Source organism: Sphingosinicella sp. (assembly GCF_013911755.1).
GTDB lineage: Bacteria > Pseudomonadota > Alphaproteobacteria > Sphingomonadales > Sphingomonadaceae > Sphingosinicella.
This window is the reverse complement of record NZ_JACESP010000016.1, coordinates 1-25,121: the sequence shown is the minus strand read 5'-3', so window position 1 is coordinate 25,121 and position 25,121 is coordinate 1. Positions and strand designations below refer to the sequence as shown.

The following is a 25,121-nucleotide window of genomic DNA, read 5'->3' as shown; positions in this document are numbered from 1 at the left end:
ACGCGATGACTGTACCCGTCAAGCCTGCGACAATGAGGAAACCTGCGATTGCAAGGACTGCATGGCGATGGGCACGTGCAAAAAACCGACCGCATCATGGCGCTCGGCGAGACGGTCGTTGCGTCGTTTCCGGCGGGAACCTAGATCTTGCTCTTATCAAGCAGTGGCTTTGATCGCACGCTCTACACGTCGACGAACTGTGTAAGCCCTGCCGCCAGCGCCTTCTCGAAAACATATCCGGCGACCGCGAGATCCTGAAGCGAAATTCCCGAGCTGTCGTAGATCGTGATCGCATCGTCGCTGGAACGTCCTCGCGAACGCCCGTTGATCACCGACCCGATCGCCGTTACGCGGTCGCGCTCTTCGGTCTCCGCTAGGTACTGGAACTCTCCGATCGAAAAAGTCTGATCGAGCGCATCCGCGAAGAGTTCAGCACGCGCGGCAAGCGCTGCAGGCAGTTCCTGCTTTCCAGGTCCATCTGCCCCCATCGCCGACACATGCGTGCCCGGTTTCACCGCGCATTCGGAAAATAGCGGCGCACGCGACGCCGTCGCCGTCACCACCATGTCCGCCTGTTCGAGCGCCTTATCTGCGGACGCAGCTTCCGCATCCAGTCCCGCGGCGCTCAACCGCTGCGCGAGCGCTGCGGCCCTGCCCGTATCACGACCGCAAACGAAGACGCGTGAAAGTGATCTCACGCGCGAGATGGCGATCGCTTCATGGAAGGCCTGATGCCCGGTCCCGAACACGGCAAGAACCGACGCATTCTTCCGGGCGAGGAGGTCCACCGCAACGGCGTCCGACGCTGCGGTTCGAAGCGCATTCAGATACGTCGCGGAAACAAGCGCCAACGGGAAGCCGGTCGCGTCATCCAGAAGCAGCGTTGTGGATCCGTGGTTGGGAAGACCCCGATCCGTATTGTGCGGCCAATAGCTGCCGACCTTGAGGCCCGGTAGCTGGCGACGGCCGTCGTAACCGGATTTTACGCCAAAACGCGTGGCCTTGTCGCTGCCATGCCCGCTTAGCGGTGGAAAGCCGATGGACAACCCGCTGTCGAGATCCGCAAAGCATTGGCGAACAACCTCAATCGCCTCGTCTTGGGAAAGCAGGCTGTTCGCGGTCGGCGCATCAACGATGTGAATGGCGGATCTCCCGGCTGGCTCACGATAGAGGACGTCGATACACGAACTAGATTTCGCGGACAAAGGCAACCAGAGCAATGCTGATGGCCCGCCGCTTGGCGTCAGGGCCGCTTGCCGTTAAAGGCATCGCCCATGCTGCGCCTGTCAGGACTCACCTTGCCGCTCGATCACTCGGACGACGCGATGGCGCCTGCGATCTGCGCGCGGCTCGGTGTCGCGCCGGAGCGATTGCGCGGATTCACGGTGTTTCGCCGGGGCAATGATGCGCGGCGGAAGAGCGCGATCCTGCTCGTCTATACGGTGGATGTAGACATAGTAGACGAGGGCGAAGTGCTTGCGCGGTTCGCGAAGGACCATGACGTCCGTCCCACGCCGGACATGGACTACCGGTTTCCTACACGTGCACCGGAGGGCTGGTCCGGGCTGCGGCCGGTCGTTGTGGGCGCGGGGCCGTGCGGGCTGTTTGCGGGGCTGATCCTTGCGCAGATGGGGTTCCGGCCGATCATCATCGATCGCGGAAAGATCGTGCGGGAGCGCACCAAGGACACGTGGGGCCTCTGGCGGCGATCGGAGCTGAACCCGGAATCGAACGTCCAGTTCGGCGAAGGTGGTGCAGGCACATTTTCGGATGGAAAACTCTACTGCCGGGTGAAGGACCCGCGCTTCCTCGGCCGCAAGGTGCTCGAGGAGTTCGTGAAGGCCGGCGCGCCCGACGACATATTGTTCGAGGCGCACCCGCATATCGGCACGTTCCGGCTCGTCACCATGGTCGAAAGCCTGCGCGAGACCATCGAAGCGCTTGGCGGCGAATATCGCTGGCAAACACGGGTGGAGGACCTGGAGCTGGAGCGCGCGGCGGACGGCACCCTCGCCGTGCGAGGGCTTCATCTCCACAATGGCGATTTCCTCGAAGCCGATCACGTCGTCCTCGCCGTGGGGCACAGCGCGCGCTCCACATTCGAGATGCTGCATCGGCGCGGCGTCCATATCGAGGCGAAGCCGTTTTCCATCGGCGTGCGCATCGAGCACCCGCAGGCATGGATCGACGAGGCGCGCTACGGCAAATTCGCGCGCCATCCGATCCTCGGCACGGCAGCCTACAGCCTCGCGCACCACTGCGCGAACGAACGCACGGTCTACAGCTTCTGCATGTGCCCCGGCGGGCGGGTGGTCGCCGCGACATCGGAGGAAGGCCGCGTCGTCACCAACGGCATGAGCCAGTATTCGCGCGCCGAGTTCAACGCCAACTCCGGCCTCGTCGTCGCCATCGATCCCGCGCGCGATTACCCGGACGGGCCGCTCGCAGGGATCGATTTCCAGCGCCGCTGGGAATCGCTCGCCTATGCCGCAGGCGGATCGAACTACAACGCGCCGGGTCAGACCGTGGGAGATTTTCTGGCCGGGCGGGCATCCACGCAGCTCGGCGAGATCATTCCGTCCTACAAGCCGGGCGTCACCCCGACGGACCTGTCCACATGCCTTCCCGAATTCGCGGTCGAGGCGATGCGCGAGGCGCTGCCTGTGTTCGGGCGCCAGCTCGCGCGCTACGATCACCCGGACGTGGTGATGACAGGCGTCGAGACACGCACCTCCTCGCCCGTGCGGATCACGCGCGGCAAGGACTTCCAGAGCCTGAACACGGCGCGACTGTTCCCGGCGGGCGAAGGCGCGGGCTATGCGGGCGGTATCCTTTCCGCCGCGATCGACGGCATCAAGATCGCCGAGGCGGTCGCCGCCAGCATCACCCGTGAACGCTGAGAGCTTCGACGCCATCGTCCTCGGCGCGGGGGCGGCGGGGATGATGTGCGCGGCGACAGCGGGCGTGCGCGGCAGGCGCGTGCTCCTCGTCGACCATGCCGACGAACCGGGCAAGAAGATCCTGATCTCGGGCGGCGGGCGCTGCAACTTCACGAACATTCATACCGCGGCAGACCGCTATCTTTCGGGCAATCCGCACTTCGCCAAATCCGCCCTCGGCCGCTACACGCCGCAGGATTTTCTGGCGCTCGTCGAAGGCTATGGCATCGTGTGGCACGAGAAGACGCTCGGCCAGCTCTTCTGCGACGGGTCGGCACGGCAGATCGTCGACATGCTGATGGAGGAATGCGCGAAGGCGGGCGTCACGACGATGTTGGGTCACGCGGCAACCGCCATCAATCATCGCGACGGCCGGTTCGAGGTGTCGATCGGCGGGCGCGAATACGCAGCGCCCGCGCTCGTCCTCGCCACCGGCGGGCCGTCGATCCCGAAGCTTGGCGCGACCGGCTTTGCCTATGATATTGCGCGCCAGTTCGGGCTTTCGGTCGTGCACCCGCGCCCGGCGCTTGTGCCGTTCACGCTGGGAGGCGATGAAGCGCTGTTCCGCTCCTTGTCCGGCGTCTCGGCGGACGTCGAGGTGCGCTGGCAGAAGGTGCGCTTTCGCGAGGCTGCCCTGTTCACGCACCGTGGGCTTTCCGGCCCGGCCATGCTGCAAATATCCTCTTACTGGCAGCACCGGACGCCGATCGGCGTCAATTTCCTGCCCGATGCCGGGCCGGACTGGCTGATCCGCCAGAAACAGACACAGCCCCGCGCCTTTCTGAAACGCGTTCTCGCCGCGCAGCTCCCTGCTCGTCTCGCGGACGCCCTTGCCGAGCGGCTCGGGCTTGAGGGTGAGCTTGGCAACGTCTCGGACAAGGCACTCCGCGCAGCCGAGGCGCGGCTTACGGACTGGAGCTTCACGCCGAGCGGCACCGAGGGCTTTGCAAAGGCCGAGGTGACGGCGGGCGGGATTTCCGTGGACGGACTTTCGTCGCGCACGATGATGGCGACGCGCGTGCCCGGCCTTTACGCCATTGGTGAGGCGGTGGACGTTACCGGCTGGCTTGGCGGCTATAACTTCCAGTGGGCGTGGGCGAGCGGCAGAGCTGCCGGGGAAGCGATTTAGAGCGCGCTGCGTGAAATCCGACGCAGGACGCGCGCTCTATCTCTTTATTGTCGCATCGTTGGGTGCGGAAAACCGGTTCCCACTTTTCCGCACGATGCTCTAGTGCAGCCCCGAGTGCTTCGACTGAGACGGTGCGGGCTCGGCGAGGAAGGCGTGGATGTCGCGGGCGTCCGCCTTGCTGAGGATGTCCGCGAAGCCGGCCATGCCTGCGTCCGCGAACACGCCTTCGAGGACGATCGCATCGAACGCGTCGTGCGTTTCGGGGGCCATCTTCCAGAGGTTCGGATAGCCGCCGATGCCGTCCTTGCCGCCGTGGCAGCGGCCGCAGTAGGCACCGTAGAGCGCGCCGCCGCGCTTCACGGCTTCGGCGTCGCCGCGATACTGCGCGGGCGCCTCGGTGAACGCGATCGTTTCGCGCAGCGGTGGCAGTTCGGGCGGCTTGCCGCCTACCTTGAAGACGATCAGACGCTCGCGGTTCTCGCGCTCGGCGGCCACGGCGCCGGGCGGATAGGCGACGTTGAGCGCGCCGCCGAAACCGGCGTTCACGGCGACATACTGCTCGCCGTCGATCTCGTAGGACATGGGCGCGGCCATGATGCCCGTGCCGACGTTGATCCGGTGCAGCACCTTACCGGAGACGCCATCGTAAACGGTGAGATAGCCGTCCGCCGATCCCTGCATGACAAGTCCGCTTGCGGTCGCCATCACGCCGCCGCTCCAGAACGGCAGCTCGCTGCTCGTCCACGCGATCTTGCCGGTTTTCGGGTTCCATGCGGTGAGCACCGCATCGAAACGCGGCTTCGGCTGGCCGGGAAAGGCATCCTCTGAATTGGCGCCGCCCTTGCCGAACGCGCCGAATGCCGGGAACGCGGCGATCGAGCCCTGAATGCCGCTGTAGGGCTTGTAGGGCTGATCGTACATCTGGAAGGTCATCGGCGCCTGCAGCACCGGGATGTAAACAAGGCCGGTCTTCTCGCTGTACGCCATCGGCGGCCAGTTGTGCCCGCCCGCTTCGGACGGCCAGACGAGCTTCGTTTCCTTCGAATAATCGGACTGCGCGGTGATGACCGGCCGCCCGGTCTTGAGGTCGACGCGCTCCGCCCACGTGACGGTCGTGAACTTCTCCGCCGAGAGCAGCTCCCCGGTCACGCGGTCGAGCACGTAGAAGAAGCCGTTCTTCGGCGCCTGCATGATGACCTTGCGCGGTTTCCCACCGAATTCGATGTCGGCGAGGATCATGTTCTGCGTCGCCGTATAGTCCCAGCTATCCTCGGGCGTCGTCTGATAGTGCCAGACCTTGCGGCCGGTATCGGCATTCACCGCGACGATCGACGAGAGATACAGATTGTCGCCGCCGCCGGGGCTGCGCGACCAGAGCGGATGCGGCATCCCGTTGCCGGTACCGAGATAGACGATGTTCGTGTCGGGATCGTAGACGATCGAATCCCACACCGTGCCGCCGCCGCCGAGATCCCAGCGCGAATTCGGGCTCCATGTCTTGCGCGCTTCGGTGACTTCGGGATGCTCGTCCGGCCCCGCGCCCGGTACGGTGAAGAAGCGCCACACGAGCTTGCCGGTCTTGCGGTCATAAGCGCTCGCGTAGCCGCGCACGCCCATCTCCGCGCCACCGTTGCCGATGACGACAGTCTTGCCGGAAACACGCGGCGCGCCGGTGATCGCGTAGCTGCGCGTGCGGTCGGTGATCGTGTCGGTCTTCCAGAGCTCCTTGCCGCTCGCGGCGTCGACGGCGGCGAGATAGCCATCGAGCGTGGCGACATAGACAACGCCATCCGCGACATCGACGCCGCGGTTCACGGCATCGCAGCAGGTGCGGCGCGCGAACTGGCCGTCGACCTCCGGATCATACTGCCATTTGAGCGCGCCGGTCTTCGCATCGAGCGCGTAAACGACGCTCCACGGCCCGGTGAAATACATGGTTCCATCGACGACGATCGGGGTCGATTCAACGCCCCGATGCGTGCGCCCGCGGACGACGAAATCATTGAACTCCCACGCGACGCCGAGCTGGGCGGCGTTTTCAGCGGTGATCTGCGTGCCCGTGTAGTAATAGGCCGTGGCGCGTTTCCAATCGGGCGCCGAGGCTTCGCCGCCCGATTTCTGGGCGCCGCACGCAGCGGCGAGGGACAGGGCGGCGATCGCGGTTATCCGGGCGGCGGACTTCATCGTCCTGACCGAACGGAACCATGCGGACCCGGCACGCGTGGCAATCATCACCCTGTCCCCCCTCATACGCTCAACCTTAGAACTTCTGACGGACCTCAACCCCGATCGTGCGCGGACGCAGCGTCGTTGCATAGTCATTGCCCGATCCGAGTTCCATGTCGATGAGCGGCTGCACGTCGAAGAGGTTGTTCACATAGAGCCGCAGCACCGTCGATCCATTGTCGGCGGAGAGCGACGCGTTCACGACATCATAGCTTTCACGGAACTGCGCGAGGTTCGGCACGAGACCCTTTCCAGCGTCCGCGTAGGTGACGGCCTGCACGCGGTCGAACATCCGGCGCGCCTTGCTCTGGTACTGGTATTCGGCGCGGAGCTGCGCGCGCCAATCAGCACCGATATCGAAGCCGTAGCTTGCGAAAGCGCTCGCCATCCACTTCGGCACGGCGAGCACCTGATCATCGTCCTGCACGGCAGTGCCGACCGCGGCGTTGGTGATCTTTGCGCTCGTGTAGGTCGCGTTGCCTCCGATCTGGAAGCCGCCCGCGACATTGACGCGCCCTTCGATCTCGGCGCCCTTCACCTCGGCGCTGCCGGCGTTGCCCGTGAAGGCGAAGCCGCAGTTGATGAGATTGAGCTGTTGCTGGATCTTCTTCCAGTCGGTGAAGAACAGTGCGCCGTTCAGCGTTACGCGGCCGTCGGCGAACTGGTTCTTGGAGCCGAGTTCGTAGCTCCAGAGATTATCGGAATCGAAGCTGTTGGGCGCGGCGGTGAGGCCGAGGCGTTCGAGATCGGCCGCACAGAGCACGGGGTTGATCTGGAAGCGGTTCGGGCCGCCCGGCCGGAAGCCCTTCGCTGCCGAGGCGAAGATCATGTTGTCGGGCGTCGCCTTGTAGGAAACGCCGACCTTGGGGTTGACGCCCTTCTCGTTGCTCTTGCGGCCTTGCACGAGCGTCAACCCGCCGTTGAAGGGGCCGTCGCCCAGGATGTCGACTTCCTGCTTGATCTGGAACAGGCGGACACCGGCGGTGACATCGAGCTGATCGGTGATCGAGAAGGTCACCTCGCCGAACGCCGCGTATTGCTTCGTCTTCGTCGTCGTGTCGCCGACGTAGCCGGTGACGGTGCCGATGAACGGCTCAGCACCCGGCGTGTTGACGATCTGATAGAGGTTGTCGTCCTGCCACGAGTAATAGAGACCGGCGAGCCACTTCAGACGGTCGCCGGGACCGCCGGAGGAAAGCCGCGCTTCCTGGCTGAACTGCTTGGTGCGGCTGGCCGACAGGTTGTGGCTGGTGAGCGGGAACATCGGCGGCACGAGCCCGCCGATGAAGAAGCTGTAGTCGCGTTCCCAATTGAGCTTGCGGTCGAAATAGGCGGTGAGCGAGGTGAACTGCACGGCCCCCAGCGTCTTTTCGACGTCGAGGCTATAGATGCCCGCCTTGTCGACCGTCGGCTGCGCGAGGCGGAACGAGGAGGTGAGCTTCTCCGTATCGCCGAGGAAGAACTGCGCCGGATTTTTCTGCTCGTAGCGCTGATAGAAGAGCGCGGGGCGGATCGACCAGGTCGCGTCCGGCTCCCACTGGAACGACAGGCGGCCGACGAAGCTGTCCGCCTTGTTGTGATCCGACATGGTGCGGCTCGTCAGCGCATCCTGCGCGAGCGGCGTGTAGGTGGGCGACGGCGCGCTCGAATAGTTCGAATTCTGCACGAGGCCGGGTGCGTTATCGATGTAGCCGCCGTCGCGGCGGTAGAGGAATCCGGTGCGCATCGCGAGCGTGTCCGTCACCAGCGGCAGGTTCAGTATGCCTTCCACATTGTAGGAAGGGTCGCCGTGCGCAGTGGTGGCGAAGCCCGCCGCCGCGCTTCCCGAGAGCATGGACGTGTCCGGCCGGGCGCTGACGTACTTGATCGCGCCGCCCATCGAGCTGCCGCCGTAGAGCGTTCCCTGCGGGCCCTTGAGGATTTCGAGGCGCTCCATATCGAAGAAGATCGGGTCGAAGGCGCCGCTGAACGTGGTCGCGATCGTCACCAGCGAGATGTCGTCGAGATAGATGCCGACGGTGGGCGCCGAGGCGACGGTGCTGACGCCGCGGATGTTGTAATTGCCGAGACCGCGCTCCACGCCCGCGAACGACAGGCCGGACACGTTGCGCATGACGTCCTTCACGTCGACCGCGCCGTTTTCGCGCAATTGGTCGCCGCTCAGCGCGCTCACCGAGATCGGCACATCCTGAAGACGCTCGCTGGTCTTGCGCGCCGTTACCACGATTTCGCCCGCGTCAAGCGTCGGGGTGGTTTCAGCCTCCTGCGCCTGCGCGGCGCCGAGCGCGATCGACGAGACGCCGAGTGCCAGCAGGCCGCGGCTGAAAGTGATGGAAAAGGCGCTTTTCTTCATGTGTTTCCCCTCTTTTGTCGTTCGCCGCCGGGCTTTCGCCTCTGGATGAGCGGGCTGAGTTCGCACCATGCGGCGCGGGGGCGGCAACGTCTTTTCCATTCTCCCGAACTTTGTTTGCGCTGCCCCGAACCGGGCAATCGCAGGCGGATTTGGAGCCCGCTCATAGATTTTTCGCGGCACCGCAAAAGCACGGCGCGGCAACATCTTCCACCCTTCCGGAAACCCGCATTCCAAAGAGCAAGCCCATGACCACACCCATCGACTGGCACGCCCGCGCTGCCGCGCTTGCGCTCCCCACGCGCCCGTTCATCGACGGCCGCTTCACCGACTCCGCGAGCGCGACGAGCTTCGAGTCGATCAATCCGGCCACCAGCAAGCCCGTCTGCACGCTCCCGGTGGGCGCCGGCGAAGACGTGGACCGCGCCGTCGCCGCCGCCCGCCGCGCGTTCGAGGACGGCCGCTGGTCGAAAGCGACGCCGCTTCACCGCAAGGCCGTGCTGCTGCGCATCGCCGACCTCATCGAGGCGAACGCCGACGATCTCGCGCTGATGGACGTGCTGGAAATGGGCAAGGCGATCTCCGCCGCGCGCGCCGAAATCGCCTTCGCGACCGGTTTCTTCCGCTATTACGGCGAGGCGGTGGACAAGCTCTACGGCTCCGTCGCGCCTTCAGACAGCATCACGCTCTCGCTCGGGCTTCTGGAGCCGCGCGGCGTCGTGGGCGCCATCGTGCCGTGGAACTTCCCGCTCATCAACGCGGCGCTGAAGGCCGCGCCTGCGCTTGCGGCAGGCAACAGCGTCGTCCTGAAGCCCTCCGAAATCGCCTCGACATCGGCGCTGCGGCTTGCCGAGATCGCTTCGGAAGCGGGGCTGCCGGACGGCGTGCTCAACGTGGTGCCGGGGCTTGGCCCGACGGTTGGCCAGGCGATGGGGCGCCACGGTGACATCGACCTCATCAGCTTCACCGGCTCCACCGCGACCGGGCGCCTGTTCATGACCTACGCCGGGCAATCGAACGGCAAGCCGCTGCTCCTCGAATGCGGCGGGAAATCGCCGCAGGTCGTCTGCGCGGACATGGCGGACGACCTTGAAGCCGTGGCGGCGCGCGTTGCGCACGACGCCTTCTGGAATCAGGGCCAGTGGTGCGCGGCGAAAACGCGCCTGATCGTGGAAGACAGCTTCCACGACCGGCTTGTCGAGGCGGTGATCAAGGCAGCTGAGGCGCGCGTCCCTGGCGATCCGCTCGATCCCGCAACCGGGTTCGGCACGATCGCCACGCGCGGCCAGCTCGAAAAAATCCGCGGCTTCATCGATCATGCCCGCACCGAGGGCGCGAGCGTGGCGTTCGACGGCGGCACGTGGGGCGAGACTTCGACCGCGCCCGCCGTGCTCACCGACGTGCGCCCGGACATGACCGTCGCGTGCGAAGAGGTGTTCGGCCCGGTGCTCTCGGTGCTGCGCTTTCGCGATTTCGAGGAGGCGCTCGCGATCGCCAACGACACCGCCTACGGGCTTGCCGCCAGCCTCTGGACGCGCGACGCGCGGCGCACGCAGGCGGCGGCACGCGGCCTCCGCGCGGGGCGCGTCACCGTGCGCGCAAGCGCCGCGGCGGGCGAGCACAGCGGCTTCGCCATGGGCGCGGAGCCGTGGGGCGCCTCCGGCTTCGGCATCGAAGGCGGCATGGACGGGCTTCGCTCCTACGCCCGGATGAAGGCTGTGGAGATTGTTTGCTGATGCTTTCCGACCACGCCTTGACGGAAACGGGCGGATCTCTGGACTCGGAGGCGAGCGACCGTATAGTCGGCACGCTGCATTTTTCAGGGACGCGTGTGTTGAACAACAGCCTCGACATCGCCGAGAACCTCTTCGACCCCACGCTGCAATCGGTCGTCGAAGCTCTCAAGGTCAATGTCGAAAGCCGGCCCGGCCCGGTCGGCCAGGCCTTCCATCTGCGCCCCGAAAGCGAAATCGTGAGCGGCTGGTATAACGGCGTCACGATCCGCCCCGGCTTCTCGCTGGTGCTTTCGGACCTCCGCTACGCCGAGGAATGCGTGTACCATCACGTCTGCGGCGAGTATCTGAAGCTGCATTTCAAGCTGGACGGCACCAGTCTTATCGGCAGCGATCAGGAAGAGGATGTTCCGGTTCCGGCCGGGCTCATGTCGTTTCTGGTCCAGCCCACGCACAGCGTGAAGTACGAACGCATCGTGGGGGAAAGCCGCGAACGGTCGATCACGATGATCTGCAGCAAGGACTTCGTTTCCGGGCTGCTATCGCCAAACACACCCGACCTCCCCGTTTCGATCGCCGATTTCCTTCGCGCCCGCGCTTCGCACTTCTCGTACGACAGCCTGCCGATGCACCCGCAGATGCGGCCGATCGTCGAGGACATATTGAGCCCCCCGCACACCGGCGCGCTCGGCAACCTGATGATCGAGGCGAAGGCGCTCGAACTGCTGTGCTTCGCGATCAAGCATATCCTCGGCAGCTCGCGCACGGCCGAAACGGTACGACCGCGCGATCGCCGGAAGATCGAGGAACTCTGCCAGATTCTCGACGAGGATACGCAGGCGGCGCTCTCGATCGCCGATCTCTGCCGCCATCTTGCGTGGAACGAAACGCAGATGATGGAGTGCTTCAAGCAGGTCACCGGCATGACGATCTCGAACTACCGTCAGCGCGTGCGCATGGACCATGCGCTGCGGCAGCTCTGCGATACGGACGCGTCGATCACAGAGGTGGCGTTCAACGCCGGTTACGAGCATCCGAGCAACTTCGCCACCGCCTTCAAGCGCACGTTCGGCTACTCGCCGCGCCTCGCACGCGCGCGGCTGAACTAGGCGGGACCCGCCTGCGCACAACTTCAAACGGGAATGATGATGAACTCCGCCGCCAGCTTCAGCGCCGACTATCAGAGCGCGCGCGTCAAATTCCTTGAACAGGCCGCGGCTACGGGCGCGGCGCTGGAAGCCGTCAAGCACCCCGAGCGCGGGCCGGACGGCGGCGAGCTGTTCACCGATGTCGCCGCGTTCGGCGTTGAGGGCGCCGAGCGCGTGCTGGTGCTGATTTCCGGCACGCACGGTGTCGAGGGCTTCTGCGGGTCGGGCGCCCAGGTCGATCTGCTCCGGCGCGGCGAAATCGCGCGGCGCCCCGAAGGCGTCGGCATCCTGATGATCCACGCGGTGAACCCCTATGGCTTCGCGTGGCTGCGGCGCGTGACGCACGAGAACATCGACCTCAACCGCAACTGGATCGACTTTTCGCGGCCCCTGCCCGAAAACCCCGGGTATGACGTGCTGCACCCGGCGATCTGCCCGGCGGTGTGGGATGAGGCCGCACAGGCCGCCTCCGCCGCGGCCGCTGCCCGCTATGCCGCGGAAAACAGCGCGCTTGCCATGCGCGCGGCGATGATGGGCGGGCAATACGGCCATGCCGACGGGCTGTTCTACGGCGGTACGGCGCCGAGCTGGTCGCGCACCACGCAGAGCGCGATCCTGACGCACTACCTCATCGGCGCGGCCAAGGTCGGCATCATCGACTATCACACCGGGCTCGGCCCGTGGGGCTTCGCCGAGCAGATCATCGTCAGTTCGCGGGAAAGTGACGGCTTCCGCCGCGCCGCGCGCTGGTACGGCGCGGCGCTCGCTTCGGTGGCGGACGGCCAGTCGGCATCGGTGCAGATTGCTGGCGACGGCCTCAGCGCCGCCCCCGCACTGCTGCCGAAGGCGGAGATCACGGGCATGGCGATCGAGGTCGGCACGCATCCCACCGATCATATCCTTGCCGCGCTGCAGGCCGATTGCTGGCTCCACGCGCACGGCGATCCCATGTCTCCTGCCGCGAAGCCGATCAAGGACACCATTCGGGGCGCGTTCTACGGCGACGCCGACGACTGGAAGGGCATGGTCGCGGGCCAGTCGCTGCTCGCCGTGCGGCAGGCGCTCGCCGGGCTCGCCGAAGGGCGCTGAAACCTTCCCCCTGCCTTCCCCCTCTGGCGCGACGCGTGCAAAGATGAGATGCACGCGGAAACAGAATGTTGCGGGGAGGTAAGATGCGTCATTTGCCGTGGATCGTGTTTGCGGTGGTGGGCGCGTTCGCGCTTTCGGTGATCGCCACCCAGCGGGGTGAGCCGATCAACGCGCTATGGATCGTGACGGCGGCGGTATGCGTCTTCCTCGTCGCCTACCGCTACTACGCGCTCTACATCGCCAAGCATGTGATGCGGCTGGACCCCAGCCGACCGACGCCCGCGCTGCGGCGCGCCGACGGGCTCGACTATGTGGCGACCGAAAAGACCGTTCTGTTCGGCCACCACTTCGCCGCGATCGCGGGCGCCGGGCCGCTCGTGGGGCCGGTGCTCGCCGCGCAGATGGGCTACCTGCCGGGTACGCTGTGGATTCTCGCAGGCGTCGTGTTGGCGGGCGCAGTGCAGGATTTCATGGTGCTGTTCATCTCGATGCGCCGTGACGGGCGTTCGCTCGGCGAGCTCGTGCGCATGGAAATGGGCGCGGTGGCGGGCACGATCGCCCTGTTCGGCACGCTGATGATCATGATCATCCTGCTCGCCGTGCTGGCGCTCATCGTCGTAAAGGCGCTCGCCGAAAGCCCGTGGGGCATGTTCACCGTCGCGGCCACCGTGCCGCTCGCGATGGCGATGGGCGCCTACGCGCGCTGGATCCGACCGTGCAAGGTCGGCGAGGTGTCGCTGATCGGCTTCGTAGGGCTGATCCTTGCGATCATCTACGGCCAGCAGATCGCCGCTTCGCCCGTGTGGGGGCCGATCTTCACCTTCACGCCGGTGCAGCTCTGCTGGCTGCTGATCGGCTATGGCGCGGTCGCCTCCGTACTGCCGGTGTGGCTGCTGCTGGCGCCGCGCGACTATCTTTCCACCTTCCTCAAGATCGGTGCGATCGCCGCGCTCGCGCTCTGCATCGTCATCATGGCGCCGCCGCTTCGCATGCCCGCGCTCACGCAGTTCGTGGACGGCAGCGGGCCGGTGTGGGCGGGGACGCTGTTTCCATTCCTGTTCATCACCATCGCCTGCGGCGCGGTTTCGGGCTTCCATTCGCTGATCGCGAGCGGCACGACGCCGAAGCTGATCGCCAGCGAAGCGCACGCGCCGTTCATCGGTTACGGCGCGATGCTGATGGAGGCGTTCGTCGCCGTGATGGCGCTCGTCGGCGCCTCCATCCTCGATCCCGGCATCTACTTCGCCATGAACAGCCCGGCCGCGGTGCTGGGCCCGGACGCGGCAAGCGCCGCAGCCGCGGTGACGAACATGGGCTTCCCGATCACGGCGGACGCGCTAACGCAGGCCGCGAAGGACGTCGGCGAGGCGACGATCATCTCGCGCACGGGCGGCGCACCGACGCTTGCCGTCGCGATGGCGGAGATCTTCAGCCACGTGATCGGCGGACCGGGCATGAAGGCCTTCTGGTATCACTTCGCGATCCTGTTCGAGGCGCTGTTCATCCTCACCGCCGTCGATGCCGGAACGCGCGCGGGACGCTTCATGCTGCAGGATCTGATCGGCCTTGCCGCGCCGCGCTTCCGCGATACAAACGCGCTGCTGCCCGGCCTTGTCGCCACCGGGCTTTGCGTCGCGGGCTGGGGCTTCTTCCTCTATCAGGGCGTCACCGATCCGCTCGGCGGGGTCAACACGCTGTGGCCGGTGTTCGGCATTTCGAACCAGATGCTGGCGGCGATGGCGCTGATGTTCTGCACCGCCGTGCTGTACCGCATGAAGCGCGAACGCTATGCGTGGGTGACGGCGATTCCGACCGCGTGGCTGCTGATCTGCACGGTGAGCGCGGGTTGGCTGAAGCTGTTCTCGCCGGACCCGAAGATCGGTTTCCTCTCGCACGCCGCAAAGTTCTCCGAAGCGGCCGCGCGCGGCGAGGTGCTCGCGCCTGCGAAGTCGATGGCGGAGATGGACCGGATCATCTTCAACGACCGCATCGACGCCGCGCTCTGCGCGTTGTTCCTTGCGGTCGTGCTGTCGCTGCTGTTCTTCGCGGTGAAGACGTGCATCGCGGCGCGGCGCAGCAGCGAACCCACGGCGCGCGAAATTCCTGCCTCGGCGGTTCCGGCCGAATGAGGGGTTTCCTCGCCCGCCTGCGCGAAACCGCGCACCTGATGGTGGGCCTGCCCAGCTACGCCGCGTATCTGCGGCACATGGCCGAGCGGCATCCGGAGCGCACGCCGATGAGCGAGCCGGAATTCTTTCGCGACCGACAGGAAGCGCGCTATGGCGGAAAAAACGGCGGCCGCTGCTGCTAGGGCGGGGAAGAGACCACGAATGCCAACCCGCCGTACTGCCGGTGACCCGAAAGGGAAATCCATCTCTGCCGACGCTTCAAAACGCCTGCCCCGCACGCAAAAGGGTTGGCGCACGCGCGAGCGGCTGATTGCCGCCGCTGCCGCCGTCATCAATGCCGAGGGCTATCAAGCCTCCACCGTGGAGAACATCGCGCGCAAGGCCGAAGTGCCGATCGGGCTCTATTACCGCTACTTCAAGGACAAGACCGACATCGCCTTCGCGGCGCTGGGGAAAGCCGCCGAGGAATACCGGGGCGGCGTCCAGTCGCTGGCAGCGCAGCGTTCGCTGTTCGGCCGCGAAATGGCAGTCCACGAGCTGCTTTACGAAACGCTGCGCGACAATTTCCGTATGCTCAGCAGCTATTTCTCGGCGCGCAAGGAAGACGGCAAGCTGGTCGAATTCTTCCAGCACCAAACCACACAGTTCATGGAGGACTTCTATGTCTTCCTCAACGAGCTGAATGTCACCCCGCCGATCACGCGGCGCGGGTTTGAAGTGCTGGGCCGCGCGCTGATCGGTTTTTCCGAAAACACGCTGCACCGCAATTTCGCAGGACTGGATGCCGGCGTGGCGGTGCCGACCCAGAACCGTTCCATGATGGTGCGCATCATGTCTGAACTGCGCTACCGCGCGCTGACCTGCGCGGACCCTTCCGCCGCCGGATATACGCCGGTGTGGACCATGCGGCTGCGGCACGGCAAACGACCCGCGTTCACGCCGCTGGTGCTGGACAGGGCATTCAACATTCCGATGGAAGCGGCATCGAGCGTGGCACAGCCGCCTCCCCAACGTGCCGACGCGCGCGCCACGCTCGCGCAGATCGAGGCGGGCACGCTCGACGGCCTCAATATCCATGGCTCGGCAGCGCTGAAGCTGAGCGACATCGAAGCGGAATCGGGCATCACGCGCGGCGCGATCTATTATCACTTCAAGAACAAGGACGCGCTCGTTCGCAAAGTGCTGGTGGATTGGCTGAGCCCTTTGGAAGGCGATCTGGACGATGCCCACGACAGCGCCGACGCCCCGCCCTACGACCGCCTGCATGCCGCGGTGAAGACCTTTGTAGAGGCGTTCTGCAACGCGCCCGGCGCGCTCCGCGCGATCCACGAACTCGAACCCGTCGACCCCACCGTTGCCGTGGCCTATCGACGCTGCCGCTCCGTCTTCGCGCGCCGGCTCGCCAAGATCATACTGGATTGCGGCGAAGGGCCTGAGCCCACGGCCGAAGCGCTGGGCTTCGTCGTGCACGGCATGATCGCCATGATCGAACGCCTTGCGCGCGACCGCTTCATCATACCCGATGCCGCGCTGCAGGAGGCTCTACCCGGTGCCGACGAGATGATCGCCGCGCTCGCCGCCATCCTTCATCGCATGGCCTGGAGCGTGGACCCGGCGGGCGAGCACGGCCTCCCCGCGCCGATTGCCGCGAAGCGTCTATAGTCCCTTGAACACGGGCTTGCGCCGTTCCTGAAACGCGGCGACGCCTTCTCGCACATCCTCGGTCATCACCGCTTCCATCTGGAGGCGGCGTTCGAACATCAGATGTTCGCGCAGATCGTGTGCGAACGCGCTGCGCATTGCCCGCTTGGTGAGCGCCAGCGCCTTCGTTGCCTTGCACGCCAACGTCGCCGTGAGCGCTTCAGCTTCGGCGTCGAGCGCATTCCGCGGAGCGACCTTCCACACAAGGCCCCATGCTTCGGCCTGCCGCGCGGAGATCGGCTCGTCGAGCATCGCAAGCGCAAGCGCGCGCCGCTCGCCGAGCAAACGCGGCAAGTGAAAGCTCACCCCGGAATCGGGCGCGAGCCCGAGCCGCGAGAAGGCGCACATGAAGGTCGCGTCTTCGGCCGCAAGGATGTAGTCGCACGCCAGCGCGAGCCCGAATCCCGCGCCCGCCGCCACGCCATTCACTGCGCACACGGTCGGGAACGGCGCATCGGCCAGCGCCTGGACAAGCGGGTTAAGACCCTGCGCGATGGGTGCCGTCAGCGCCTCGGCCGAACGACCATCGAATTCGAAGCCCTCCCCGAGATCCTGCCCCGCGCAGAACCCGGCCCCCTCGGCACGCAGGAGTACGGCACGCACGGCAGGATCGCCGGCGGCCTGTTCCAACGCTTCGCGCAGCGCGCCCTGCAGCACGGCGTCGAGGGCATTGCGCTGTCGGGGTCTATTGAGTGTCAGGCGCAAATAGCCATCGACCCGTTCGACCTGCAATGACGGCTCGGACATCATGCGCTGACCTTAGCGCTTGTCGCGCTGGCGCGTGAAGACGGGATCGATGGCAAACCAGGGAGTGCTGTCGAAACCGATGCCGCGCAATCCGCCGATCGATCCGTCCGCCGCGAGTTCGATGTCGAAGGCCCAAACGGGTAGCGCAGGATTGTCCCACCTCACCGCGTAACGCCCGCCGGAGAGATGGGTGAGCGCGCCCTCATAGCCGGTACGATCAAGCCGTATACGCGCGCCGTCGGTGATGTGAAACGCGCCCAACCGATTGGCATACGCGCCCACGAGCGCCGAGGCTGGCGCGATCGCGGGCAGGCGCTCGCTTACCTGCGGCAGCGAAGGCCCCGCGGTCAGTGCGCTGCGCAGAGGTTCGACGCGCGCCAGAACGTCGTCATCCGGCAAACCGATCAGCGGTCGAACGGCTTTGAACATCATTGCGGCCGGCACTGCGATATTGCCGCCGTTGGTCAGTGCAACGAAGCCGATATCGTCCTCGGGCGACCACGCCATCCAAGACGTCATCCCATCGATGCCGCCGCCATGCAGCGTGTAGGTGGCGCCGTCATAGGTCATGCTTGCCAGACCCAGACCGTATCCAAGATTGGTGATGCGCCCGGGCTCCTGCAGGGCACCGATCAGCTGGCGCATATCCATCATTTCGTCATCGACGAACACGTGGCGCAATTGCTGCACGCGCGCCGCCGTCTCCGGCCGCAGAACCTGCACGCCGTCAAGCGTGCCGCCATTCATCATCATGCGCACATAGCGCGCCATGTCGCGCGCGGTGGAGTTGATCGATCCGGCGGCCGATGCGCCCAGCACCGGATGGTACGGCACCGGTGTCGGCACGCCGGCGACGTACGCGTGCGGCGTGGCGACGTTGCCGCGCGCCGTGATATCGAGCGTTGAGCTGGAGCGCGTCATCCGCAGCGGCTGCAGCACTTTCGTGCGCACCAGCTCTTCATACGACAGACCCGTCGTCGCCGAGGCGGCCGCGGCGGCCACGGCAAACATCGTGTTGTTGTACGCGAAACCGGCGCGGAACGGACGCGCAGGCGGCATGTGTGCGACCGAGGCGACGAGTTCCTCCACATTCGCGCCGAACATGTACCAGGCCGCCAGCCCCGATTGCGTGGCGAGGCCGCTGCGATGACCGAGCGCATCCTCGAACGTCACATTGTCGTTGGCATAAGCGTCCTGCATCCGAAAGCGCGGAAGCGTATTCACGATCGGACTGCGCAGGTCGATCGCGCCGCCGTCTTCGAGCGCCCCGAGCGTCACCGCCGTGAAGCTCTTGCCGTTCGAGCCGATAGCGAACACCGTATCGGCATCGACCGCGCCGCTCTTGCCCTCCTCGCGCACGCCATAGCCGCGCAAATGCAGCACGCGGTCCCGCCGCACGATGGCGATCGCCATGCCCGGCACACGCCAGGCCCGCATCGCCTGTTCGACATAGGCGTCGAACGCAGCGAAGCTGGGCGCTTCCTGTGAAGCGGGTTCACTGGCGCGGGCCACCGGCGTAGCAAGCCCCAGGAGCAACGGTAATCCGGCAAGGAGCCGTACCAAAGTCTTTCTATGCACCACAATTCGCCTCCGCTTCCGCTCGCACCGCGCGACCCTGTTTACGCTCGATCAAAATGAAAAGCCCAGTTCGACACCGAGCGTTCTGGGAGCGACCAACATCGTGTAGTCGGTGCCGAGGAAATCGAACGACAATTCCGAAGCGTCGTTATCGAAGATGTTCTTGCCCCAGAACGTGAGCCGCCAGCGCCCTTCCGCGCCTTCGATGCCGACCTGCGCATTCACGATCGTGCGCTTTTCGTGCAGGTAGTTCGGATTGTTGAGCGAGGACACATAGGCGTCGTCCCGATAGGCAATGTCGCCGCCGAGGAAGGCGGTGAGATTGTCGCTGATCGGCTGCTCGTAGCGGCCAGCAAGGCTCGCGGTCCAGCGCGGGGCGTTCTGCAACCGGTTTCCAGAACAGTCCACCGGATCGCCCAGCCCATCGACGCTGCATCCGAGGTAGGTTCCGTATTTCGCATCGGTATAGCCGATGCCGCCCATGATCGTGAGGTGATCCGTCGGTGACGCGAACAGTTCGATTTCGAAGCCGTCGCTATCGGCCGACGCCGCGTTGTTCACGATGAAGGTCGTGCCGACGAGGCTCTGCTCCTGCTTGTCGGCATAGTCGATGTGGAACGCCGCGATGTTGAGACGCACGCGATCGTTCATCCACGATGTCTTCAGGCCGATTTCGTAGCTGTCGACGAACTCGGCGGCGAACGACAGATCAGACGGCGTGGTGCCGATGATCGTGGCATTGAAACCCCCGGCCTTGTAACCACGCGAATAGCTCGCATAGGCGAGGATGTCTTCGGTTGGCTTGTAATTTATGTATGCGTTGCCAGACCATTCGCCTTCGTCGGTCGAATTCCTGAGCGCCGGGACTTCAATGGCGATGCCGAGCAACGGCAACAGGAATGCGCCGGGCGAAAGCGTCTGAGCAAAGTCGAGATCCTTGTTTTCCGCCGTGTAGCGCAGCCCGCCGCCGATCGCGAGGCGTTCGCTGAGATCGACCTCGACGTTGCCGAAGAGCGCCCATGAGTCGGAATTGACGTCCGCCGTTGTAAAGGCTGTTTCCGGCGAGCCGAGCACATCGGCGCCAAGGTTCGCAGTGGTGATCGAATCCAGCTCTTCGTGGAAATAATAAGCGCCCACGACGTATGAGAACGCTGCGTTGGCCGGCGATTGCAGGCGGATTTCCTGGCTGAACTGCTCCTGCTTTTCGGTACGCCCGGTGAAGGAAATATCAGCCACACTGAAATCCTGATCGAGCAGGCCCCTGGTTTCATGTCTGCGCAGCGCCGAGATCGACACCAAATTCGTCCATCCAAGGTCGGCATCGAACCGCACCATACCGCCAAGCGACTCGCGGCTACCGAACGACTTGAAATTCGTACCGATGCGGCGCTTCGATACCGGATACGGATCCGCCGCTGCAAGCGCACCGCCACGAATGTCCATCATGGAATCGACATTGTCGTCTTCGTAATAATCCACGGCCGCGCGAATGCGCACCGTGTCGCTGGGCTCGAAAACGAAACTGGCGCGGGTGTTGATGGATGACTGGCCGTTATAGTCCGCGCCCGTGGCGAAATCCTTCAGAAAGCCGTCGCGTTCCCTGATTTGGGCAGACAGGCTCGCCCGGAAGCCGTTCCCGCCAATCGGGCCGCTCAGCCGGAAACCGCCTTCGACAAGATCATATTCGCCTGCCGAGACCTGCGCGGACGCCTCGAACGTATCGCTCGGCGCAAGCGTGGTCAGGCTGATCGCGCCGCCGATCGTATTGCGGCCGAACAGCGTGCCTTGCGGGCCGCGGAGCACTTCGATCCGCTGCAGATCGAAGATCGGGGTCACGAACGCGAACTGACGGCCGATGTAAACCTCGTCGATATACATGCCGATGCCGGTTTCAAATCCGGGATTGTTCGATGTGGTCGAAAGGCCGCGGATCGCGAACGTATCGCCGCCCTGGCCGCCGCCGGAATTCACGACGTTGGGCAGGATGCCGGCAATATCATCGACGTTGGCGAGCTTCATGTCCTTGATCTGCTGCGCGCCGATCACGGAGATTGCGATCGGAACGTCTTGCACGCTTTCCTCGCGCTTGCGCGCGGTGACGACGATTTCTTCCGAAACGGTCTGCGCCACGGCCGGCAAGGACACGCTTGCCCCGGTGCAGCTTGCAGCGAGCAGACAGAATTTGAGTGTACGTGACATAAGGTTTCCCTCCCCTTTTTTCGCGAATCCGTGTTGCTAAATCGCCGCGTACGCCGTGACGACGCAGGCGCCTCCCAAACCGAGATTGTGTTGAATCGCGCGCCTGGCGCCATCGACCTGACGCCCCTCTGCATTGCCGCGCAATTGTTCGACGAGTTCGAAGCATTGCGCGAGGCCTGTTGCGCCAAGCGGGTGGCCCTTGGACAGGAGCCCACCCGAAGGATTCATCACCCAGGCGCCGCCATAGGTATTGTCTTCATCGCGCACGAGCTTCTCGGCTTCGCCCTCCCCGGCAAAACCAAGCGCCTCGTACATCACGAGTTCGTTGACGGTGAAGCAGTCGTGAAGCTCCACCACCTGCGCATCGCGCGGCCCCCAACCGGCTTGTTCGTATACCTTCCGTGCGGCGGCGGCAGCCATCGTCGGGCCAATGAGCGCCAGCATACTCCCCGTATCGAACACATCGTCATGATCGGTTTCGAGCGCCTGCCCGACGATCTCGACACGGGGCGTGAGCCCATGCCTGCGCGCGAACGCTTCCGTGCACAGCACTGCCGCCGCGCCGCCGCAGGTGGGCGGGCACGCCTGCAAGCGTGTGATCGGCGGACTGAGCGGCGGCGCGGCCATCACCTCTTCCAGGGTGATCGGGGTGCGGAACAGCGCCTTGGGATTGTGCGCCGCATGGCGGCGTGCCTTCACCGCGATCTGCGCGAATGTTTCCGACGCCGCACCGTAGCGCTGCTGGTATTCCTTGCCCGCGTAGCCGTAGAATTCGGGCAGATATGCGCCGTCCGTCTGGCCGCCCGCGGCAGCGAGCTTTTCGAGATGCCGCCCGAGCGGCGCGGGGCGATCGCCATAGGCCATCAGGATCGGCCCCGGCGCCATCTGATCGAACCCCACCGCCAGCGCGCATTCCGCCTGCCCCGAAAGGATCGCCTGCCGCGCCAGAAAGAGCGCGGTTGAACCCGTGGCGCAGGAGTTGGTGACGTTGAAGATCGGCGCCCCCGTGAGGCCGAGCTGATAGATCGCGCGCTGGCCCGCCACGGAATCGCCAAACACGTAACCGGCATAGACGTGCTCGATGTCCCGGTAGCCGATCCCCGCATCCGTGATCGCGGCAAGCGCGGCGTCTCTGCCGAGTTCGGTGTAATCGGGGCTTTTTCCGGGCTTGTAGAAGTCCGTCATGCCCACACCGGCGACCAACACTTTTGTCATAATGAATCTCCCTCCTCGCCCCTCTCAGAGGCCTTGTGTTTCGCCCGCGGCGCCGCTCGACCAGGGGCGCAGTGGAATATCGATGAAGCTTGCGTCGGCGCCGCCGACATCGAGGCTCCAGATCGGGTCGCCCGTGGTCGGATAGCGCGCGAACGTGTCCCGGTCCGCGCCGGCGAGCAGCAGCACCAGCCGATCCCCGGCGCCGATGCGCGCCGCGACCGGAAATGCATCGAAGACGATGCGCGCCATTTCGCCGGGAACCATCGGCTGGACGTCCGCGCGCCGGAACGAGCGCTGAAGCGCGCCGCCGTCTTCTTCGCGCACGCGCCGATGCAGCACGCGGAGCATCCCTTCCGTGAGATAGACCAGGCGGCCGTCGGGACGCTGAACCGCGAGATAGGCGAACACCGCCCCATCTTCGTGCGTTGAACTGAGCGTCAGGGCGATGCGCGGCGCGCCCGCGAGTTCGAAATCCTGCGTGAACGGCGCGGAGGTGAAACGCGCCAGCGATGCATTCCTACCGGGCCATCCCGCGTAATCGGGAATGACGCCGTTGTTGGCGGTCCAGCGATTGGCCGACCCCGTCGTCGCGTTGAAATCGACCTTGTATGAGACCACGATCTCCGACGCGCCGGCGTCGCCGCGCAGATCGCTTTCGCCGAGATAGAATCGACGCGGTTCGATGCCGACCGGCGGCCACACCGGGGTTTGCCGCCATACATCGGTGCCGAGGATGGCGTAGCGAATCGCGCGTGTCGCCGCGCCGGAAAGCGCACGATCGGCGAAATCCGCGAGCAGATCGAATTGCCGCTGCACCGAAGGAACCGGCGGCTGCGGTTGCGGCTTGAACGGATCGGCCCCGGCGTAGGCGCCATGCGACGCGGCGGTGATGCGCACCTCCACCGGCACACCTTTCGAAAGCGCGAAACGCTCCAGCGCCGATTGCGCGGTGCCCGCGTCGAGCCAACTGCCCCACACCTGTGCCGGCACGCGGGCTTTGCGCACGGCGTCGGCGCGTGCGACCGTCCCCATGCTCGCGATGGAAAAATTTCGCCCGGGTAGAGGATCGTCTGCGTAGGTGACGCCGAGCAGATCGGTATCGAGCCGCGCATTGGCGAGGTGATCGCGCAGCGCCGTGCGCGCCTTCGCATAGTCTTCATCGCCATCGACCGGCCCGATATGGACCATGCCGGCGCAGGCCGCCGCGTCGGCGATGCACGCCACGCTGCGATCCTTGCCCGCGACGGCCGAACCCCACAGATCGCGCATCATCGCGTTGGCGACCCCGCCCGGGAAGAACAGGTGGCGATAAGGATCGCTTTCGGCGGAGCGCACGATCGCAGCGCGGATCGCAGGGTCGCCCAGCGTCGTGCCGAGATCGGCCGTATCGGCGCTGTACGAGAGGCCCATCAGCACGACTGCGCCATTGCTCCAGCCTTGCGACGCGGCCCAGCGGCTGATCGCGCCCACATCCGCGATCTCCGTGTCGCTGAGTTCCGCCTCGCGCACGCCGCTCGACGCGCCGCTGCCGACGGAATCGAACACCACGAGCGCATAGCCGCGCTGCGTCCATTCGTTGGCGAAGTGCACCTTCACTTCGCCGCGGCGGCCATAGCGGCTGCTCACCACTAGCGTCGGCACGCGTTCGTTCGCAGCGCGCCGGGGAAGATAGAGATCGACCGCAAGGCGGTCTCCGCCTGAGCCCTGGACGTAAAGCGAATGCGCGCGCTGAGGCAGATCAGCCGATGGATAATCGGCATGTCGAACCGCAGGCCCGGCGACCGGCGCGCACGCCGATATCGCCGCAAGGGCAAGCACGCTCGCCACGATGCCCAGCGGAAGGGAGCGGGCGCCGTACATCTCAGTTCACCGCGCGTTCGGCACTGGCCCAATAGCGGGCGCGGAGCGCTTTCTTGTCGGGCTTGCCGAGCGGCGTCAGCGGCAGTTCGGCGACGAATTCCACGCGCTTGGGCGCACACAGCGCGCCCTTGGCATCGCGCACGCACGCGATCAGAGCGGCCGCGTCGGCAAAGTCCGCGCGCTGCGGCACGACAACCGCCAACACCGCCTCGCCCCACTTCTCGTCAGGCGTCGCCACCACGGCTGCGATCGACACGTCGGGGTGGCGATTGAGAACCTCTTCGATGTCGCGCGGGATCACGTTGAAGCCGCCAGAGATGATCAGGTCTTTCTTTCGATCCTCGATGAAGAGGTAGCCGTTCTCGTCCATCCGCCCCATGTCGCCGGTGCGCAGCCAGCCCCCGCCCATCGCCTCTTCGGTTGCGTCGGGGCGCTTCCAATAGCCTTCCATCACCAGCGGACCACGTGCGCAGATCTCGCCGATTTCGCCCATCGGTACGGGATCGAGATTGTCGTCCATCAGCGCCACCGAAGTCGCCGCGCTTGGAAATCCGCACGATTTCAGCATGTGCGGACGCATGAGATCATGATCGGCCTTGCCGAGCACGCTGATGATGTTGGGGCACTCGATCTGCCCATAGACCTGCACGAAGATCTGACCGAAAGCCTCGATGGCCTTGGCGAGCTTCGCGGGCGACATCGGCGAGGCGCCGTAGACCAGCGTCTGCAGCGGCCCTGCGCCGCGCTCCCAGATTTCCGGCCGGTCGAGGAGCACATAGATCATTGTCGGGACGAGGAAGGTCGCCGTGATGCGATGCGTGTGCAGCTCCTCCACAAACCGTGCAGGATCGAACTTGGCGCGCAGCACGAGTTCGCCGCCGCGCAGCAGGGTGGGAAGAATGAACAGGAACGAGGCATGGCTGATCGGCGTCACCGCCAGAAAGCGCATCTCCTGCGGCAATTCGCATTCGCTCGTCTGCAGCAGCAGATTGGTCACCAGCGAGCGATTCTTGTGCACGACGCCTTTCGGCCGCCCGGTGGTACCGCCGGTGTAGACGACGAACGCCGGCGTATCGCC

17 protein-coding genes are annotated in these 25,121 nt (G+C 65.4%); 8 read left to right on the top strand and 9 right to left on the bottom strand.

Annotated features, from left to right (window positions below; translation table 11 throughout):
• Positions 1-182: 182 nt before the first annotated feature.
• Positions 183-1,205 carry an ornithine cyclodeaminase family protein gene (locus H2052_RS11845; protein WP_293781878.1) on the bottom strand — a complete coding sequence of 341 codons (1,023 nt, stop codon included), beginning with the start codon at positions 1,203-1,205 and terminating at the stop codon, positions 183-185.
• Between the two features lie 69 nt (positions 1,206-1,274).
• Here H2052_RS11845 and H2052_RS11840 point away from each other — a divergent pair, with 69 nt between their 5' ends.
• Together H2052_RS11840 and H2052_RS11835 are read left to right on the top strand one after the other, a co-directional pair.
• Complete coding sequence (locus H2052_RS11840; protein ID WP_293781876.1) at positions 1,275-2,900, top strand: NAD(P)/FAD-dependent oxidoreductase; 1,626 nt, start codon at positions 1,275-1,277, stop codon at positions 2,898-2,900.
• Positions 2,890-4,068: an NAD(P)/FAD-dependent oxidoreductase gene (locus H2052_RS11835; RefSeq protein ID WP_293781874.1), complete on the top strand. Its 1,179-nt coding sequence runs from the start codon at positions 2,890-2,892 to the stop codon at positions 4,066-4,068. The genes H2052_RS11840 and H2052_RS11835 overlap by 11 nt, the downstream gene beginning before the upstream one ends.
• A gap of 99 nt (positions 4,069-4,167) precedes the next feature.
• Here the strand turns inward: H2052_RS11835 and H2052_RS11830 are convergent, their stop codons facing one another.
• Both H2052_RS11830 and H2052_RS11825 read right to left on the bottom strand, forming a co-directional pair.
• Positions 4,168-6,300 (bottom strand): PQQ-dependent dehydrogenase, methanol/ethanol family, encoded by a 2,133-nt coding sequence (locus H2052_RS11830; protein ID WP_293781873.1) that lies wholly within the window; start codon positions 6,298-6,300, stop codon positions 4,168-4,170.
• 28 nt (positions 6,301-6,328) lie between these two features.
• Entirely contained in the window at positions 6,329-8,647 is a 2,319-nt protein-coding gene (locus tag H2052_RS11825; RefSeq protein ID WP_293781872.1) for a TonB-dependent receptor, read from the bottom strand.
• A 245-nt stretch (positions 8,648-8,892) separates the two neighbouring features.
• On the opposite strand from H2052_RS11825, the gene H2052_RS11820 reads away from it, so the two are divergent.
• From H2052_RS11820 to H2052_RS11795, 6 genes are all read left to right on the top strand, one after another.
• Entirely contained in the window at positions 8,893-10,380 is a 1,488-nt protein-coding gene (locus H2052_RS11820; RefSeq protein ID WP_293781871.1) for an aldehyde dehydrogenase family protein, read from the top strand.
• Entirely contained in the window at positions 10,380-11,486 is a 1,107-nt protein-coding gene (locus H2052_RS11815) for an AraC family transcriptional regulator (RefSeq protein WP_293781869.1), read from the top strand. The genes H2052_RS11820 and H2052_RS11815 overlap by 1 nt, the downstream gene beginning before the upstream one ends.
• 39 nt (positions 11,487-11,525) lie before the next feature.
• A complete protein-coding gene (locus H2052_RS11810) occupies positions 11,526-12,614 on the top strand; it encodes a M14 family metallopeptidase (RefSeq protein WP_293781867.1) in 1,089 nt (362 codons plus the stop codon).
• A gap of 83 nt (positions 12,615-12,697) precedes the next feature.
• Complete coding sequence (locus tag H2052_RS11805) at positions 12,698-14,743, top strand: carbon starvation CstA family protein (protein ID WP_293781865.1); 2,046 nt, start codon at positions 12,698-12,700, stop codon at positions 14,741-14,743.
• Positions 14,740-14,925: a CstA-like transporter-associated (seleno)protein gene (locus H2052_RS11800; RefSeq protein WP_293781863.1), complete on the top strand. Its 186-nt coding sequence runs from the start codon at positions 14,740-14,742 to the stop codon at positions 14,923-14,925. The genes H2052_RS11805 and H2052_RS11800 overlap by 4 nt, the downstream gene beginning before the upstream one ends.
• 19 nt (positions 14,926-14,944) lie before the next feature.
• The gene (locus tag H2052_RS11795; protein ID WP_293781861.1) at positions 14,945-16,405 is read left to right on the top strand and encodes a TetR/AcrR family transcriptional regulator; all 1,461 of its coding nucleotides are present in this window, start codon (positions 14,945-14,947) and stop codon (positions 16,403-16,405) included.
• Here the strand turns inward: H2052_RS11795 and H2052_RS11790 are convergent.
• The 6 genes from H2052_RS11790 to H2052_RS11765 form a co-directional block, all read right to left on the bottom strand.
• The gene (locus H2052_RS11790) at positions 16,400-17,191 is read right to left on the bottom strand and encodes an enoyl-CoA hydratase-related protein (protein WP_293781859.1); all 792 of its coding nucleotides are present in this window, start codon (positions 17,189-17,191) and stop codon (positions 16,400-16,402) included. The genes H2052_RS11795 and H2052_RS11790 overlap by 6 nt on opposite strands.
• A gap of 12 nt (positions 17,192-17,203) precedes the next feature.
• Positions 17,204-18,703, bottom strand: coding sequence for a serine hydrolase domain-containing protein (locus H2052_RS11785; RefSeq protein WP_293781857.1), 1,500 nt, complete (start codon positions 18,701-18,703; stop codon positions 17,204-17,206).
• A 117-nt stretch (positions 18,704-18,820) separates the two neighbouring features.
• Positions 18,821-20,968 carry a TonB-dependent receptor gene (locus H2052_RS11780; RefSeq protein WP_293781855.1) on the bottom strand — a complete coding sequence of 716 codons (2,148 nt, stop codon included), beginning with the start codon at positions 20,966-20,968 and terminating at the stop codon, positions 18,821-18,823.
• A 36-nt stretch (positions 20,969-21,004) separates the two neighbouring features.
• The gene (locus H2052_RS11775; RefSeq protein WP_293781853.1) at positions 21,005-22,183 is read right to left on the bottom strand and encodes a beta-ketoacyl synthase N-terminal-like domain-containing protein; all 1,179 of its coding nucleotides are present in this window, start codon (positions 22,181-22,183) and stop codon (positions 21,005-21,007) included.
• A 24-nt stretch (positions 22,184-22,207) separates the two neighbouring features.
• On the bottom strand, positions 22,208-24,043 hold the full coding sequence (locus H2052_RS11770; RefSeq protein WP_293781851.1) for a CocE/NonD family hydrolase: 1,836 nt from the start codon (positions 24,041-24,043) through the stop codon (positions 22,208-22,210).
• Between the two features lies 1 nt (position 24,044).
• A partial coding sequence (locus H2052_RS11765) for an AMP-binding protein (RefSeq protein ID WP_293781849.1) occupies positions 24,045-25,121 on the bottom strand: 1,077 nt, incomplete at its 5' end.

Bases quoted from the DNA above. Each gene is read 5' to 3' on its own strand.
- H2052_RS11840 (WP_293781876.1), top strand. From the start codon at position 1,275: ATGCTGCGCCTGTCAGGACTCACCTTGCCGCTCGATCACTCGGACGAC.
- H2052_RS11830 (WP_293781873.1), bottom strand. From the start codon at position 6,300: ATGATTGCCACGCGTGCCGGGTCCGCATGGTTCCGTTCGGTCAGGACG.
- H2052_RS11825 (WP_293781872.1), bottom strand. From the start codon at position 8,647: ATGAAGAAAAGCGCCTTTTCCATCACTTTCAGCCGCGGCCTGCTGGCA.
- H2052_RS11820 (WP_293781871.1), top strand. From the start codon at position 8,893: ATGACCACACCCATCGACTGGCACGCCCGCGCTGCCGCGCTTGCGCTC.
- H2052_RS11815 (WP_293781869.1), top strand. From the start codon at position 10,380: ATGCTTTCCGACCACGCCTTGACGGAAACGGGCGGATCTCTGGACTCG.
- H2052_RS11810 (WP_293781867.1), top strand. From the start codon at position 11,526: ATGAACTCCGCCGCCAGCTTCAGCGCCGACTATCAGAGCGCGCGCGTC.
- H2052_RS11805 (WP_293781865.1), top strand. From the start codon at position 12,698: ATGCGTCATTTGCCGTGGATCGTGTTTGCGGTGGTGGGCGCGTTCGCG.
- H2052_RS11800 (WP_293781863.1), top strand. From the start codon at position 14,740: ATGAGGGGTTTCCTCGCCCGCCTGCGCGAAACCGCGCACCTGATGGTG.
- H2052_RS11795 (WP_293781861.1), top strand. From the start codon at position 14,945: ATGCCAACCCGCCGTACTGCCGGTGACCCGAAAGGGAAATCCATCTCT.
- H2052_RS11790 (WP_293781859.1), bottom strand. From the start codon at position 17,191: ATGTCCGAGCCGTCATTGCAGGTCGAACGGGTCGATGGCTATTTGCGC.
- H2052_RS11780 (WP_293781855.1), bottom strand. From the start codon at position 20,968: ATGTCACGTACACTCAAATTCTGTCTGCTCGCTGCAAGCTGCACCGGG.
- H2052_RS11775 (WP_293781853.1), bottom strand. From the start codon at position 22,183: ATGACAAAAGTGTTGGTCGCCGGTGTGGGCATGACGGACTTCTACAAG.
- H2052_RS11770 (WP_293781851.1), bottom strand. From the start codon at position 24,043: ATGTACGGCGCCCGCTCCCTTCCGCTGGGCATCGTGGCGAGCGTGCTT.